The sequence below is a fragment of the Paenarthrobacter sp. CAP02 genome (assembly GCF_040137855.1).
Lineage (GTDB): Bacteria > Actinomycetota > Actinomycetes > Actinomycetales > Micrococcaceae > Arthrobacter.
This window is the reverse complement of the sequence record NZ_JBEEII010000003.1, coordinates 385,390-399,438: the sequence shown is the minus strand read 5'-3', so window position 1 is coordinate 399,438 and position 14,049 is coordinate 385,390. Positions and strand designations below refer to the sequence as shown.

Below are 14,049 nucleotides of genomic sequence, written 5' to 3'. Positions count from 1 at the left end.
GCCATGTCTACAACTGCCCAGCAAACGACGCTGCGCAAGACCCCCGGAAAAGCGGCTTTGGCCTCGTTCCTCGGAAGCACCCTCGAGTACTACGACTTCTTCATTTATGGCTCAGCCGCCGCGCTGGTTTTCGGGCCGCTCTTCTTTCCCTCCGATGATCCTGCGGTGGGCCTGATCGGGGCCTTCGCCACCTTCGGCGTGGCCTATGTGGCCCGGCCGGTGGGTGGGCTGGTCATGGGCCACTTCGGCGACAAGCTGGGCCGCAAGAAAATCCTGCTCATCACCCTGGGCGTTATGGGACTGTCGTCCCTCGGCATCGGGTTCCTGCCAAGCTACAGCCAGATTGGCTTCTGGGCGCCGGTCCTCCTGGTCATTGGCCGCCTGGCGCAGGGGTTCTCTGCAGGGGCGGAATCGGCAGGTGCGTCCACACTGACCCTGGAACACTCACCCGAGGGCCGCCGCGGCTTCTTTACCAGCTTCGTCATGACCGGTTATGCCTCCGGCATGGTGCTCGCGACACTCGTCTTTATCCCGGTGTCCGCACTGCCCACCGAGGCGTTGATGAGCTGGGGTTGGCGCATCCCGTTCTGGTTGTCCATTGTGGTGTTGGGCATCGCCTACTGGGTGCGGACGCACCTGGATGAGACTCCGGTGTTTGAGGACGCCAAGGACCGGCAGGCCGTGGCCCCGATGCCGCTGCGGGAAGTCCTTCGTTTCCAGTCAGCCGATGTGGCGAGGGTGGTTGGCATGTCCATCATGTCTGTCATGCAGACGATCTTCACAGTTTTCGGTTTGTCCTACGCCACCGGCGCCGCAGGCTTCGACAAGGCATCCATCCTGACCGTCAACGCGGTGGCCATTGGCTTGTCCATGTTCGTGATGCCCCTGACGGCGAAACTGTCCGACACTTGGGGACGCAGGCCGTTGCTCCTCACAGCGGCAATAGGCTGCTCAGCGACGATCTTCGCCTACTTCATGGCGTTGTCCAGCGGAAACATCTTCCTGGTCTTCGCCGCCGCGTTCATCAACATGACGCTGCTCTATTCCTGCTTCAACGGAATATGGCCCGCCTACTTCGCCGAACTCTTCGCCGCACCGGTCCGGTATTCGGGTATGGCTTTGGGGAACCAGTTGGGATTGGTGGTGGCCGGCTTTGCTCCCCTCATCGCCGGACTGCTGCTGGGCAAGGGCCAGGACGGGTGGCTTCCTGTCGCCGGGTTCGCGGCGCTGTGCATGGCCATCGCCGGCGTCTCCGCCTATTTCTCACGGGAAACCGCCAAGACTCCCATCGAAGACCTTGGGGAGCCGTACTGGCGGGGACTCGCCGTCAGGAAACCGTAGCTGCGGCCGTGCCCGCCAGGCAGCGTCGAACGAATTCGGCACTGGGTTCGGCATAGGCGGCAACAATCCGTTTGAACAATTCAGCACCCTCGGCCCCGGGCCAGTCGGCTGGCAGGAAGGCGGCCGGCAACCCGGGGTCGAGGTATGGGATGATCCGCCATCGGTCGATGCACTGGACGTAGGTGGCGAAGGCCTGTGCAGAGACGTCAACGGCGTGGCCTGAAACCGCGGCACCATGCTCACTGATGAAGTCCTTGTGAAGGCCGGCCACCGCCTCCAGGTCCCACCAGTTCGATGCGGCATCCCGGAGGCTGCCACCTACCAACGGGGTTTCGGTCACGAAGACGGTTGCCATGTCCCGCAGGTCCAGGTCGGCCAGGATTTCCTCGACCTCCCCCCGCAGGGAGTCAGGGCAAATCCACAAACCCGCGGCCACTGTCCCGCAGCCGATCCAATGGAGCCTGCGCCGCAGCTGGTGTCGCTTTTCGCGTTCGGTCTCCGGAATGGAAAACGAGATCAGGCACCACGGATCGGCGTCGCCCATGCTGCGGGGGTTGTAGATCCGGCGGTCACCACGGGCCAGCATCGTGGAGGCGCCGTCGGTGAGCGTATAGCCGGGGAGTCCGTCACGGTTTTCCTGCAGGACCACATCCTTCTTGCGCAACCGGCCCAAGGCGGTCCGCGTGACTGTGCCGGACGTGCCGAGGGCCTCCATCAGGGCAACGATGTCCTTCGCCGACATCCAGCCCCCGGCATCCCTCAAGTACAATCCAATGACGGTCCGCAGCAATGAAGTGGTACTCCCGGGGCGGGAGTCCATATCGTCCAGTACAGCGCTCACTTCAGGCTCACAGCAGTTCGGCGAGGGCGTCCCGGATGGCGGTCACTCCCAGCTCGACCTCGGCGTAGCTGGTGCTCAACGGTGAGAGGCCAATGCGCAGCCCGTGCGGCGGGCGGAAATCGGGAATCACCCCCTTTTCCCAGAGGGCCGCAGTGACATCAGCGAAGAGCGGGTGGTCCACGGTGATGTGCGAGCCACGCTCGGCAGGGTCCCGGGGGCTCACAATTTCGGCGCCGAGAGGCACCAGGTGTTCCTCGGCCAAAGCGATGGCATACTCGGTGATCTTGACCGACTTCTCCCGGACGGCCTCCATGCCTACCGAAGCGATCAGTTCCACCATGTCCTTGAGGGGCTGCATGGCCAGCACCGGCGGTGTTCCCGTGATGAACCGCCGGATTCCCTGCGCAGGCTCGTAGGAATCCGTCATGCCGAAGGGGTTCGCGGCGCCCATCCATCCCCAAATGGGCTGTTGCAAGCGGTCCTGCTGGGAGGCATTCACATAGGCGAAGGCCGGTGAGCCGGGTCCACCGTTGAGGTACTTGTACGTGCAGCCCACCGCGAGGTCGACTCCCCATGCGTCCAGTTCCAGTGGCACGGAACCGACTGAGTGGCACAGGTCCCAGAGCATCAGCGCACCGGCCTCGTGGACCTTGGCGGTGATTCCCTTCGCGTCCGCAAGGAACCCCGAGCGATACGCCACATGGCTGAGGACCACGACGGCGGTCCGCTCGCCAAGCAGTCCGTCCAGGTCGTCCGCGCGGACACCACTGGCGGGGTTGGCAGCGATCCACTTGATGGTTGCGCCGCGTTCCTTGGCGATTCCCTCAATAATGAACCGGTCGGTGGGGAAGTTGTCGCGGTCAATGATGATCTCGTCGCGTCCGGGTTGGGAATCCACCGCGGCGCGGATCATCTTGTAAAGCATTACCGACGTCGAATCGCCAACTGTGGTCTGTCCCGGCGCCGCGCCAAGAGTCACTTCACCGATGCGGTCGCCAACGTTTGTGGGTTCGTCCATCCATTGTTCATCCCAGCCCCGGATGAGGCGGCTGCCCCAGGCGTCGTGGACGAAGGACGCCAGATGTGCGGCGGTGGCCTTCAGGGGGCGTCCGAGTGAGTTGCCGTCCAAATATGAGGTGAGCTGATCGGCGTCGGGCGCGTAAAAGGCTTCACGCTGGGCGGCGAGGGGATCGGCGGCATCCAGTTCGGCCGACGTTGGCCGGTGGGTCTGCTGTGCGGTGGTCATGGTTCCTCCTGCGGTGTAGGCGGGCAGTGTTGCTTAGTTGCCGATCTCGGTCCGGACGGCGTAGAGCTCGGGGAAGAAGGTCAGGTCCAGGGCGCGCTTGAGGAAGTCCACTCCGGACGATCCGCCGGTTCCTACCTTGAACCCAATGGTGCGCTGGACGGTCCTGAGGTGCCGGAACCGCCAGGCCTGGAAGTTGTCCTCGATGTCCACCAGGTCTTCGCACGCTTCGTAGAGTCCCCACTGCGTGTCATCGGACTCGTAGATCTTCCGGAAGATGGGAACGAGGTCCTGGCGGAAGGTCCAGGGTTCGCTGGTGTCCCGCTCCAGGATGTCGGCAGGAATGTCGTAGCCGGCACGGGAAAGGACGCCCAGGAACGCATCGTAGAGAGTTGGCTCCTCCAACAACCTGCCGAGCAGTGCGTGGGCCTCGGGCTCACTTTCGAACACGCGCAACATTCCCCGGTTCTTGTTTCCCAGCAGGAATTCGACACCGCGGTATTGGTAGGACTGGAAACCCGAGGAACTCCCCAGGAAGCCGCGGAACTGGGAGTACTCGCGAGGCGTCAGGGTGCCCAGGACGGACCATTGTTCGGTCATGGTGCGCTGGATGGCTTTCACGCGGGCGATGCACTTGAGCGCTTTTCCCAGGTTGTCGGCGTCGAACAACCTCCGGGCTTCCAGGAGTTCGTGCAGTACAAGCTTGAGCCACAGCTCGCTGGTCTGGTGCTGGATGATGAACAGCAGTTCGTCATGGTGTTCCGGCTCGCTGAGCGGGTGCTGGGAACTGAGCAATTGGTCAAGGTCCAGATATCCGCCGTAAGACATCGCATGGCGGAAATCGGTCCGGACACCTTCTTCGATGTGGCGGACACTCTGCGGGGAATGGACGGGGGGCTTTTCCATGCCTTGAGAATATCACTTACATGACGAACGTCAAGAGTTTGATTCTCCCCAACCCCAGACCGACGATTGCGCCATCCCGTAGGCTGATGCTGAACCGTTGGGGAAGGGGGAGTGGACATGGAATCCACCCAAGGGCGGACAGCTCCGGTGTCGATCTACCTGGATGTCGACGGCGTGGTGAACCCCTTCAGTCCCGCAGGAACCACTGACTGGGGTAACGAATGGACCTTCGCCGATGCGGGCATCCTCGAAGTTGCTTTCGCACCCGAGGTCGTGGCCGAGCTTAATGACCTCTCCGGCCACCCGGCTGCCCGCTTCGTCTGGCTCACCACCTGGGAACGGTTGGCGCCTGAGTTCCTCTGCCCCGCCATTGGATTGAGGGGTGAGGGCTGGCCGGTACTCTCCAGCCAGGGCTGGGACGAGGGCCCCGAATGGTGGAAGCTGGTGGCCCTCCAGAAGGATCTGGCGTCGGCCGGTAGTGATCGGATGATCTGGCTGGATGACCAACTCAGTGCCGAGTCCGAGGCACGTTCCTGGGCCGAGTACCAGCAGGACCGTGTGCTGTGCATCTCCCCGGATCCACGGAAGGGGCTGACACGCAAGGATTTGGCGGCCGTCCGGGCATATTTGGGTTGATGCCTGTCCCGGGTACGTTTGTCCGCTCAGGGCCCCGCCACGTAGGATTCTTAAGGTTTCAAGCCCGCCAGAATGAATCCCGCAAGTCGAGTCAGTTGAACAGATGCTGAACTATGCTGTGGATGGCAGGTACGGGGAAGTGGAACTGCTGAACGTCGACTCTGCAGATTGGGCAACAGGTGGATATCACCTTCATGGTCGCGCTGGTAATAGCGTTGGCCCTATTTTTTGACTTCACCAACGGGTTTCACGACACAGCCAATGCGATGGCTACACCCATCGCTACGGGGGCGATCAAGCCCAAAACGGCTGTTGCCCTGGCGGCTGTGCTCAACCTCGTGGGCGCGTTCCTCTCCACCGAAGTGGCCAAGACCATTTCCGGAGGCCTGATCCGGGAAGGTACGGACGGCATCCACATCACGCCGGACATTATCTTCGCGGGACTCATGGGCGCAGTTCTTTGGAACATGATCACCTGGCTCAAGGGTCTGCCTTCAAGTTCCTCGCACGCCCTTTTCGGCGGCCTGATCGGCGCCGCAGTGGTTGGCATTGGCTTCCACTCCATCAACTTTGAAACTGTCCTGCAGAAGGTCATTCTGCCCGCAGTCATCGCACCCCTGATCGCGGGGTTCGTGGCCTACATTTGTACCCGCCTCGCCTACGCGCTCACGTCGCGGCACGATCCCGAGACCGGCGACAAACTCACCCAGAAGCGCGGTGGGTTCCGCACGGGCCAGATCTTCACGTCCAGCCTGGTGGCCCTCGCCCACGGTACGAACGACGCCCAAAAGACCATGGGCATCATCACCCTGGTCCTGATCGCTGGAGGCACCCAGGCCCCCGGCAGCGGCCCCCAGTTCTGGGTCATCACCGCCTGCGCCCTGGCCATTGCGATCGGCACCTATGCCGGCGGCTGGCGCATCATCCGGACCATGGGCTCCGGTCTGACCGAGGTGAAGCCCGCGCAGGGGTTCTCCGCTGAAACAAGCACGGCCTCGGCCATCCTCGCGTCATCGCACCTGGGTTTCGCGCTCTCCACCACGCAGGTTGCGTCGGGTTCCGTCATCGGTTCCGGCCTGGGTCGTAAAGGCACTTCGGTCCGTTGGGGAACTGCGGGCAAGATTGCTTTGGGTTGGCTGTTCACCCTCCCGGCCTCGGCGATCGTCGGGGCCCTGACGGCGCTCCTGGTGGGGACCGGCGTCGTTGGCGTCGTCATCGCAGCAGTGGTTGGAACGTCCGCTGTGGTGTTCATGTTCGTGGTTTCACGTAGATCCCATGTCGGCCACCATAACGCCGTGGAAGTCGACGAGGCCGGCCACGCAGTGCAGTTCAGGAAAAAGAAGAAAAACCGAAAGACCACCCCGAGCGGAGACGTGCAGCGATGAAATGGTTGGAATTGCTGCAGGTTGCAGGTGTCACCCTCGTGGCTGCGGTTACCCTGGTTGTCCTGTATTCACTGGGGGTACGCCTGACTGCCATCGCCGGTGACGCCCAGCAGAAGTCACCCGCATTGATCCGCTCGCTTGCCTACGTGTGTTTCGGCGTGTGCGGAATAGCCGTCCTGTTCGGCATCTACCTGATCGTCCCTTACTTCGGTAAATAGCGGCCGCTCTGGCAGTCACACCCCATCGGGAGAATAATCAGCAGTGTAGTTGTGCACGTGACTGCGTGATCGTGATCCGGCAGATGTGGGGCTGTCATGAAATGCCAATCCCGGAACCAAGTCATCGGGCTGGCCTTGGCGCCGATCCTGATGCTGGGACTCTCTGCCTGCCTTCCCCCATCCACGGAAGGACTCCGGCCTGACCAAGGCTCCAGCGCAGCCACCCAGGGCACCTCGCAGCAACTGCAGCCAACCATCGCCGCCCCAACTACCGCCCAGCCCCGCGAAGCTACCGATCCGGCAGTCTCCGCAGCGCCAGCCAGTTCCAGTGCGCCGGAACCGGCCGGCGCGCCAACCACCTCTGGCGGGCCGCAGGCGGACGCGCAAGTTGTGCAGTGGTTGCCTGCCGGACCCATTGGGCCCAACGACCCAGTGTCGGGACAGCGATATCTCCTGCTTCAACAATTCCAATGCGACGCCTTGGCCCAAAGCCTTGAAGGCGCTGAGGACGCCGCTGTGTGGCAGGCGGGAGCGGCTGTCTGCCGGGCTGTGCAAAGCGGAAGCCAGCATGACTGGCAACGGGCATCCAAAGCCGTGGGCGCAACTCCGCAGATTCCACAGAGCAAGTGCCTGGAATTCAGGGTTGCCATTACCGCTGCATCATTGCTTGCCCAGCACCGTAGTAATCCGCAGGCGGCCTTCAACGTTCAGCCCGGGCAAGGAGAGGCCTGCCCCAGGCAGCTGGTCGGGTTGACTGTGGTGGACGAGGAGCTCAACCCGCTTCCCGGCACAACCCGCGCAACGGGTCCCAGCACGGGCGGCACCATTGTCCGCCTGGACGGGTACTACGTGCATGTAAGCGAGGTCCTGTTAGACGGCGTACCTGCGGATGTCGACCTTGTTGGTGACCGGCAGGACTATGGAGCGGTCTACCTCCGGATGCCCCCGGCACAGGGTCGGGACTCGGTCAGGATCTCGATCACCGACACGGTGGAGGTCGCAGGAACTGTCACGTTCTTCTACGAGGACTCCGGCCGGTCCACGGGTACCCGAAGTCCGTCGGAGCCCACCCGGACCAGTCCCGCAACACAGCCGCCGGACGCCCTCTCGGCCCCCTCCACGTCGCCTGAACCGTCCACCACGGCCGCACCTTAAAGGCCAGGTCCAGGTCCTCACCTGTGCGTGACGCTGGCTAGTCTGGGGACATGTCACTTTTCCAGTACTACGTAGCGGCAACCATTGACGGCTTCATCGCCTCACCTGATGACGACCTCGCCTGGCTCCTGCAGTTCGACCAGGTGGACGGCGTGAACGAGAGCATCGGGTCCTTCATGGCGGGAGTGGGCTGTATCGCCATGGGCGGTGACACCTACCGGTGGCTGATCGACCACGAGCCGGACAACTGGCCGTATCCGGAAACGCCATGCTGGGTCTTCACCCACCACGACTACGTTGCGCCGGCGGGATCGGATATTACCTTCGTCCGCGGTGACGTTCGCAGCTTCGCCCCTGACCTTCTCAAGGCCGCAGGCGACAGGAACGTCTGGTTGGTCGGTGGCGGAGATTTGGTGGCCCAATTTGCCGACGCGGGACTCCTCCACGAAATGATCGTCACCATCATTCCGGTGGTGCTGGGCGCCGGCAAGCGGCTCCTGCCGTTGAAAGGCCCGACGGCGCCCCTAGAGTTGGTCTCGTCCCGCATCCTTGGGGGCGCCGCGGCGGAACTGCATTACCGGATGCCGCAGTCCGTCACCACTGGCTAGTGCCGGTTGTCCCGGATCATGTTGGTGATCCGGGCCGTTGAGAGGCGGCGGCCCTTGTCGTCGGTGATGACGATCTCGTGTGTGGCAAGGGTTCCTCCCAGATGGATGGCCGTGCAGGTTCCCGTCACCAGGCCGGCAGCAACCGAGCGGTGATGGGTGGCGCCCACTTCGATGCCGACTGCATGCCTGCCCCTTCCGGCATGCAGTGATGCGGCGAAGGATCCCAGTGTCTCGGCGAGGACCACGTGGGCCCCGCCATGGAGGATCCCGGCCACCTGGGTATTGCCCTCAACGGGCATCGTCGCCACGATGCGTTCGGCTCCCATTTCGGTGAAACGGATGCCGAGTTTCACCACCAGGGCACCAACTCCGTGTGCCGACAGCCAATCATGGAACTCTTCAGGCACACCTGCCTCATTCAGCTCGTCGACAAACGGGTTCGGCGTGAAATTGTCCTTCATGCCAACTAGGCTGGCACCTGTGAGTGAAACAACCAAACCGGACCAGGTTCCAACGGCCCAGGCTGCTGCCGTCGCTACAGCACCCGCACCTTCAGCCAACAGCACGGGGGAGGGCCGGCCCAGGTTGCTGGTCCTCGATGGCCACTCCATGGCGTTCAGGGCGTTCTATGCCCTTCCCGCCGAGAATTTCTCCACTGCACGGGGGCAATACACCAACGCAGTGCACGGCTTCACGTCCATGCTGATCAACCTGATCAAGGATCAGAAGCCCACCCACGTTGCCGTGGCTTTCGACGTTTCCGACGACACCACGTTCCGCAAGGCCGAGTACAGCGAATACAAGGGCGGACGCAACGCCACCCCCGCGGAGTTCGCGGGCCAGATCGGACTCATTGCCAAGGTCATGGAGGCATGGGGGATCCGGACCATTGCCATGCCCGGATATGAAGCGGACGATGTCCTGGCTACGCTGGCAGCACAGGGCGACGCGGCGGGCTTCGAGGTCCTCCTTGTCTCCGGTGACAGGGACGCCTTCCAGCTCATCAACGACAACGTTTTTGTGCTCTACCCGAAGCAGGGCGTCAGCAACATCCCCAAGATGGACGCTGCTGCCATCGAAGAGAAGTACTTCGTCAAACCGAGCCTCTACTCGGACCTCGCCGCACTGGTCGGGGAATCGGCGGACAACCTGCCCGGTGTTCCCGGCGTTGGCCCCAAGACCGCTGCCAAATGGATCAACCTTTACGGCGGCCTTGAAGGCATTCTGGAAAACCTCGATTCCATCGGCGGCAAGGTCGGCGGTGCCCTCAAGGAGAACCTGGAGAACGTCAAGCGCAACCGCAGGCTGAACCAGTTGCTGTCCGATCTTGATCTGCCCCTCACCCTGGCGGACCTGCACGAACCACGCCCTGACCGCCAGGCAATTGAAGAGCTCTTTGAAGAGCTCGAATTCCGGACGCTCCGCACCCGGCTCTTCGACCTTTACGGCGACGACACGGCCGGTGCCGCACCGGACACCATCGACGCTCCGGAGTTTTCCAGGATCACGGACGCTGGGTCGCTGGAGGCGTTCTTCGGCGCAGGGGCCGGCATGCGCTCAGCCCTCGCGGTGCAATTGGTTCCCGGGCGCATCGGTGACGACGCGAGTGCCCTGGCAGTAGTCCGCAACAACGGTGCTGCGTACATTGAACTCGCGGACCTGGATGCGGCGGCAGAGTCCGTGCTGCTTCGCTGGCTTCGGGACCCCGAAGAAGCCAAAGTGCTGCACGAGTTCAAATCGGCGCTCAAGGCCTTGCACAACCGGGGCCTTGGACTTGAGGGCGTGGTGGATGACACCTCGATTTCCGGTTACCTGATCCAGCCCGACCGTCGCAGCTACGACCTCGCCGAGCTCGCCCAGGTGCACTTGAAAATTTCGCTCGCGGCGGCTGCAGCCCCCTCCGGCCAGCTGGAGCTGGACCTTTCCGGGGAAACCGACGAAGTTGCCGCAACAGCGCTCGTCCAGCATGCCGCCGTCGTGCACGCACTCAGCAAGCACTTCGAAACCGAACTTGCCGACATCAAGGCCGATGCCCTGCTGACGACGCTTGAACTTCCCGTCGCGCGCGTCCTGGCGCAGATGGAGCTGACGGGTATCTACGTCTCCACGGACCGAATGGATGAGCAACTTGCCGACCTCACCAAGGTGATCGGCAATGCCCAGGAACAGGCGTTCGCTGCGATCGGCCACGAGGTAAACCTCGGATCGCCGAAGCAGCTCCAGACCGTCCTCTTTGACGAACTTGGGCTCCCCAAGACCAAGAAGATCAAGTCCGGCTACACCACGGATGCTGCGTCTTTGAAGGGGCTGCTGGAGAAGACCGGACACGAGTTCCTGGTCCAGCTCATGGCGCACCGTGAGTCCTCCAAGCTGGCCCAGATGGTGGAGACCCTCAAGAAGTCCGTTGCCGACGATGGCCGCATCCACACCACGTATGCGCAGAACATCGCAGCAACCGGCCGTATCTCCTCCAACAACCCCAACCTGCAGAACATCCCCGTCCGCAGCGAGGAAGGACGGCGTGTTCGGGGTATCTTCGTCGTCAGCGAGGGCTACGAGTGCTTGCTGTCCGCGGACTACTCGCAGATCGAGATGCGCATCATGGCGCATCTGTCCGGCGATGAAGCCCTGATCCAGGCTTACCGCGACGGCGAGGACCTGCACCGCTTTGTGGGCTCACGGATCTTCAACGTTGAGCCGTCCGAGGTCACCAGTGCCATGCGCTCCAAGGTCAAGGCGATGTCATACGGCCTGGCATATGGCCTGACGTCCTTTGGCCTTTCAAAGCAGCTGGAGATCTCCGTCGATGAGGCGCGCACCCTCATGAAGGACTACTTCGACCGTTTCGGTGGAGTTCGCGATTACCTGCGCGGCGTCGTGGACCAGGCCCGCACGGATGGTTACACGGCCACCATCGAAGGCCGCCGGCGCTACCTGCCGGACCTGACCAGCACCAACCGGCAGGCCCGCGAAGCAGCAGAGCGCATCGCATTGAACTCACCCATCCAGGGCTCGGCGGCGGACCTCATCAAGCGCGCCATGTTGGGCGTTTCCGCGGAGCTGGCCACACAGGGCCTGAAGTCCCGCCTGCTGCTGCAGGTCCACGACGAACTGGTTCTCGAAGTGGCACCGGGGGAGCGCGAGGCTGTGGAGAAACTGGTCATCGAACAGATGGGCTCGGCAGCTGACCTTTCAGTCCCGCTGGATGTGCAGATCGGCGTGGGTTCAAGCTGGTACGAGGCCGGACACTAACCCGGGCAGGCATTCAATGGATCGCCGGAGGGCGCGCCGCCGAGATGGTGGCGCGCCCTCCGGCGTCTGGTTAGGCTCGGGAGCGTGGCTGATCCCAATGAACCAAACCTTGAAAAATACTCCGCCCGGCGATTTCCTGCCGTAGGAAACCCGGAAGATGCCGATTACGGCCGATGCGCCACGTGGGTGCAGGCAGTTTCACATGGCTTCCACCAGCAACGGCGCGATGACGAATTCCTGGCCAAGACGCTCGCTGCTTACGAGACTGACCAGCGACAGCTGACCGGCGTTTACGTCAACGGCACCGTGCCGGACCATTCCTTGGGTGCCGACGTACCCGTGGCGACGTACGCCACGATGCGCAGGTCCCTGAACATCGGCTTCGGACGCCACCTGGAAACCAATTTGGTTACGTCAGTGACGGTCCGTGGCACCCACCGCAGGAACGGAATCCTTCGGGGAATGATCACGGCCGACCTGGAGTCTGCCAAGGACGATGGCTTGGCCATGGCTGCCCTCACGGCGTCCGAAGGCTCCATTTATGGCCGCTTTGGCTTCGGGGTGGCTACGTTCGAACGGAGCATCAAAGTTGATACCGGGCCACGCTTCCGACTGAAGGGCGACTCGGAGGGCACCGTCGAGGTCGCCGATCCTGCGGTGCTCCTGGACGTGGCGCCAAAGGTATTCGAGCGCGTCCACCGGCTATCGCCGGGTTCAGTGGACCGGCAGGAGTATTACCGGCTGATCGCGTCCGGCTCCATTGGCCCCGACGGCAAGCCCGACGCCAGTGTTCGCTGTGCCCTGCACTATGACCTTTCCGGAGCGTTGGACGGCTACGTCTCTTACCGCTTCAAAGGGTGGGAGCACAAGCCGTACACCATGGAAATCGTTGACCTGGTAGCGGCGACAAATGCCGGGTATCTTGATCTCTGGCGCTTCCTGGGCAGCATCGACCTCATTGACGAGATCACGTGGGCTGAGGCTCCCGTGGACGACCCCCTGGCATGGGCCCTTGAAGATCCGAGGTGCATCGACGCTTCGGAAATCAGAGACATGCTGTGGCTCCGGATCCTGGACACCCCGGCAGCCCTGCAAGCACGCCATTACGCGTCGGCAGGGAGGCTGGTCATGGAAGTAGCAGATCCGTTAGGACTGGCGGACGGCGCCTGGGTCGTGGAGTCCGACGGCGGCAGCACCGCCGTCGTGCGGGACGCTGCGGGCGAGACGGCCGACCTCAGGCTGGACGCGGCGGACCTCGCGTCGATCTATTTGGGTGCCGTGTCACCGGTGACGTTGGCCGCCGCGGGACGGATCAAGGAGAAGCGTCCAGGCGCTGCGCTCCAAGCCCAGCAGCTCTTCGCAGTTGAGCGGTCCGCACACTGCATGACCCACTTCTAAGCCTTAGCCCAACATCATCAGATAGCCACAACAAGACGGGGACATCCATGGGGGATTCCACGCGGCGGCCGTTGGTCCGCCGTCGATCAGTGCTGCTCGGAATAGCCGGCTTCGCTTCAGCGGCCCTGGCAGCATGCTCAGAGACAGCAAACGCTTCCGGCACCGATGCCGACGCAACGGGAGAGGCGACCCTACCGGCGTCGGGCCCGGCAACGGGCCCGGCTACGCCGCCGCCGTCCATCGCTGCCAGGTCCCGTGAGCAGGCCGCTGCTGCCCTGGCCCCGGCGGTGCCGGACAAGCAGCAGATCCTGGCGGAGTTCGCCGAACGCCGCCCCAAGGAATGGGGCCTCCACGTGACCGGGGTGGTGAACAACTCGCAGTCGCGGCAAGTAGCCCTCACCTTTGATGCTTGCGGCGGACCGGGAGGGGCAGCATGCGACCAGAAGCTGCTGGAAACGCTGCGCCGGCTCAACATCCCCGCCACCCTCTTCTTGAACAGCCGCTGGATCCGTGCCAACCAGGGGCTGTCTGCGGAGCTGGCCGCCGACCCGCTGTTCGAGCTCGCCAACCACGGAACTGCGCACCTTCCCTTGTCCGTGAATGGTAAGTCGGCATACGGAATCGCCGGAACCGCTACCGCTTCGGCGGCTTACGACGAGCTCATGGGCAACCAGGACGTGGTGCACGAACTGACCGGGACAAGGCCACGCTTCTTCCGCCCAGGGACGGCCTACTACGACGACGTGGCTGCTGCCATGACGCACCGGGTGGGCCTGGTGCCCGTCAACTTCTCCGTAAACGGCGACGGCGGAGCCACCTATCCGGCGGCAACCGTCGCCGCCGAGGTGGGTCGGGTAGCCGCCGGTGACATCGTCATTTCACACTTCAACCGGCCGGCCGGGGGCACGGCGGAAGGCTATGCGCTTGTCCTACCGAGGCTGCTGGACAGGGGCATTGGGTTCGGGCGGCTCAGCGACGTGCTCACCCCGTAGGACTCCTTTTGACCATGCTTTGCCAATGCGACTAGAATAAACGGGCGTGTACTACGTGCATGCATCCATTTTGT

General features: G+C 63.1%; 13 protein-coding genes. 9 read left to right on the top strand and 4 right to left on the bottom strand.

What is annotated here, in order from left to right:
* Positions 1–3: 3 nt before the first annotated feature.
* Entirely contained in the window at positions 4–1,341 is a 1,338-nt protein-coding gene (locus ABHM97_RS07420) for an MFS transporter (RefSeq protein ID WP_349470135.1), read from the top strand.
* Here ABHM97_RS07420 and ABHM97_RS07415 read toward each other — a convergent pair.
* From ABHM97_RS07415 to kynA, 3 genes are read right to left on the bottom strand one after another with little or no spacing between them, the layout of a single operon-like run.
* Entirely contained in the window at positions 1,328–2,182 is an 855-nt protein-coding gene (locus tag ABHM97_RS07415) for a PaaX family transcriptional regulator (protein ID WP_349470134.1), read from the bottom strand. The genes ABHM97_RS07420 and ABHM97_RS07415 overlap by 14 nt on opposite strands.
* A gap of 7 nt (positions 2,183–2,189) precedes the next feature.
* Complete coding sequence (gene kynU, locus ABHM97_RS07410; protein ID WP_349470133.1) at positions 2,190–3,428, bottom strand: kynureninase; 1,239 nt, start codon at positions 3,426–3,428, stop codon at positions 2,190–2,192.
* A 33-nt stretch (positions 3,429–3,461) separates the two neighbouring features.
* Positions 3,462–4,331: a tryptophan 2,3-dioxygenase gene (gene kynA, locus ABHM97_RS07405; protein ID WP_349470132.1), complete on the bottom strand. Its 870-nt coding sequence runs from the start codon at positions 4,329–4,331 to the stop codon at positions 3,462–3,464.
* Between the two features lie 117 nt (positions 4,332–4,448).
* On the opposite strand from kynA, the gene ABHM97_RS07400 reads away from it, so the two are divergent.
* The 5 genes from ABHM97_RS07400 (at position 4,449) to ABHM97_RS07380 (ending at position 8,333) form a co-directional block, all read left to right on the top strand.
* Positions 4,449–4,967, top strand: coding sequence for an HAD domain-containing protein (locus tag ABHM97_RS07400; protein WP_349470131.1), 519 nt, complete (start codon positions 4,449–4,451; stop codon positions 4,965–4,967).
* Positions 4,968–5,146: 179 nt separating this feature from the next.
* Positions 5,147–6,352 (top strand): inorganic phosphate transporter, encoded by a 1,206-nt coding sequence (locus ABHM97_RS07395; RefSeq protein ID WP_235521703.1) that lies wholly within the window; start codon positions 5,147–5,149, stop codon positions 6,350–6,352.
* Positions 6,349–6,570: a hypothetical protein gene (locus ABHM97_RS07390; RefSeq protein WP_235521704.1), complete on the top strand. Its 222-nt coding sequence runs from the start codon at positions 6,349–6,351 to the stop codon at positions 6,568–6,570. The genes ABHM97_RS07395 and ABHM97_RS07390 overlap by 4 nt, the downstream gene beginning before the upstream one ends.
* Before the next feature lie 96 nt (positions 6,571–6,666).
* The gene (locus ABHM97_RS07385) at positions 6,667–7,725 is read left to right on the top strand and encodes a hypothetical protein (protein WP_349470129.1); all 1,059 of its coding nucleotides are present in this window, start codon (positions 6,667–6,669) and stop codon (positions 7,723–7,725) included.
* Between the two features lie 50 nt (positions 7,726–7,775).
* On the top strand, positions 7,776–8,333 hold the full coding sequence (locus tag ABHM97_RS07380; protein ID WP_235521706.1) for a dihydrofolate reductase family protein: 558 nt from the start codon (positions 7,776–7,778) through the stop codon (positions 8,331–8,333).
* Here the strand turns inward: ABHM97_RS07380 and ABHM97_RS07375 are convergent.
* Complete coding sequence (locus tag ABHM97_RS07375) at positions 8,330–8,794, bottom strand: hotdog fold thioesterase (protein WP_211712601.1); 465 nt, start codon at positions 8,792–8,794, stop codon at positions 8,330–8,332. The genes ABHM97_RS07380 and ABHM97_RS07375 overlap by 4 nt on opposite strands.
* A 19-nt stretch (positions 8,795–8,813) precedes the next feature.
* Between ABHM97_RS07375 and polA the strand changes: the two genes are divergently transcribed.
* From polA to ABHM97_RS07360, 3 genes are all read left to right on the top strand, one after another.
* Entirely contained in the window at positions 8,814–11,585 is a 2,772-nt protein-coding gene (gene polA, locus ABHM97_RS07370; protein WP_502921264.1) for a DNA polymerase I, read from the top strand.
* 84 nt (positions 11,586–11,669) lie between these two features.
* Complete coding sequence (locus tag ABHM97_RS07365; protein ID WP_349470128.1) at positions 11,670–12,983, top strand: GNAT family N-acetyltransferase; 1,314 nt, start codon at positions 11,670–11,672, stop codon at positions 12,981–12,983.
* 47 nt (positions 12,984–13,030) lie between these two features.
* Positions 13,031–13,975: a polysaccharide deacetylase family protein gene (locus ABHM97_RS07360; RefSeq protein WP_349470127.1), complete on the top strand. Its 945-nt coding sequence runs from the start codon at positions 13,031–13,033 to the stop codon at positions 13,973–13,975.
* Positions 13,976–14,049: the final 74 nt, after the last annotated feature.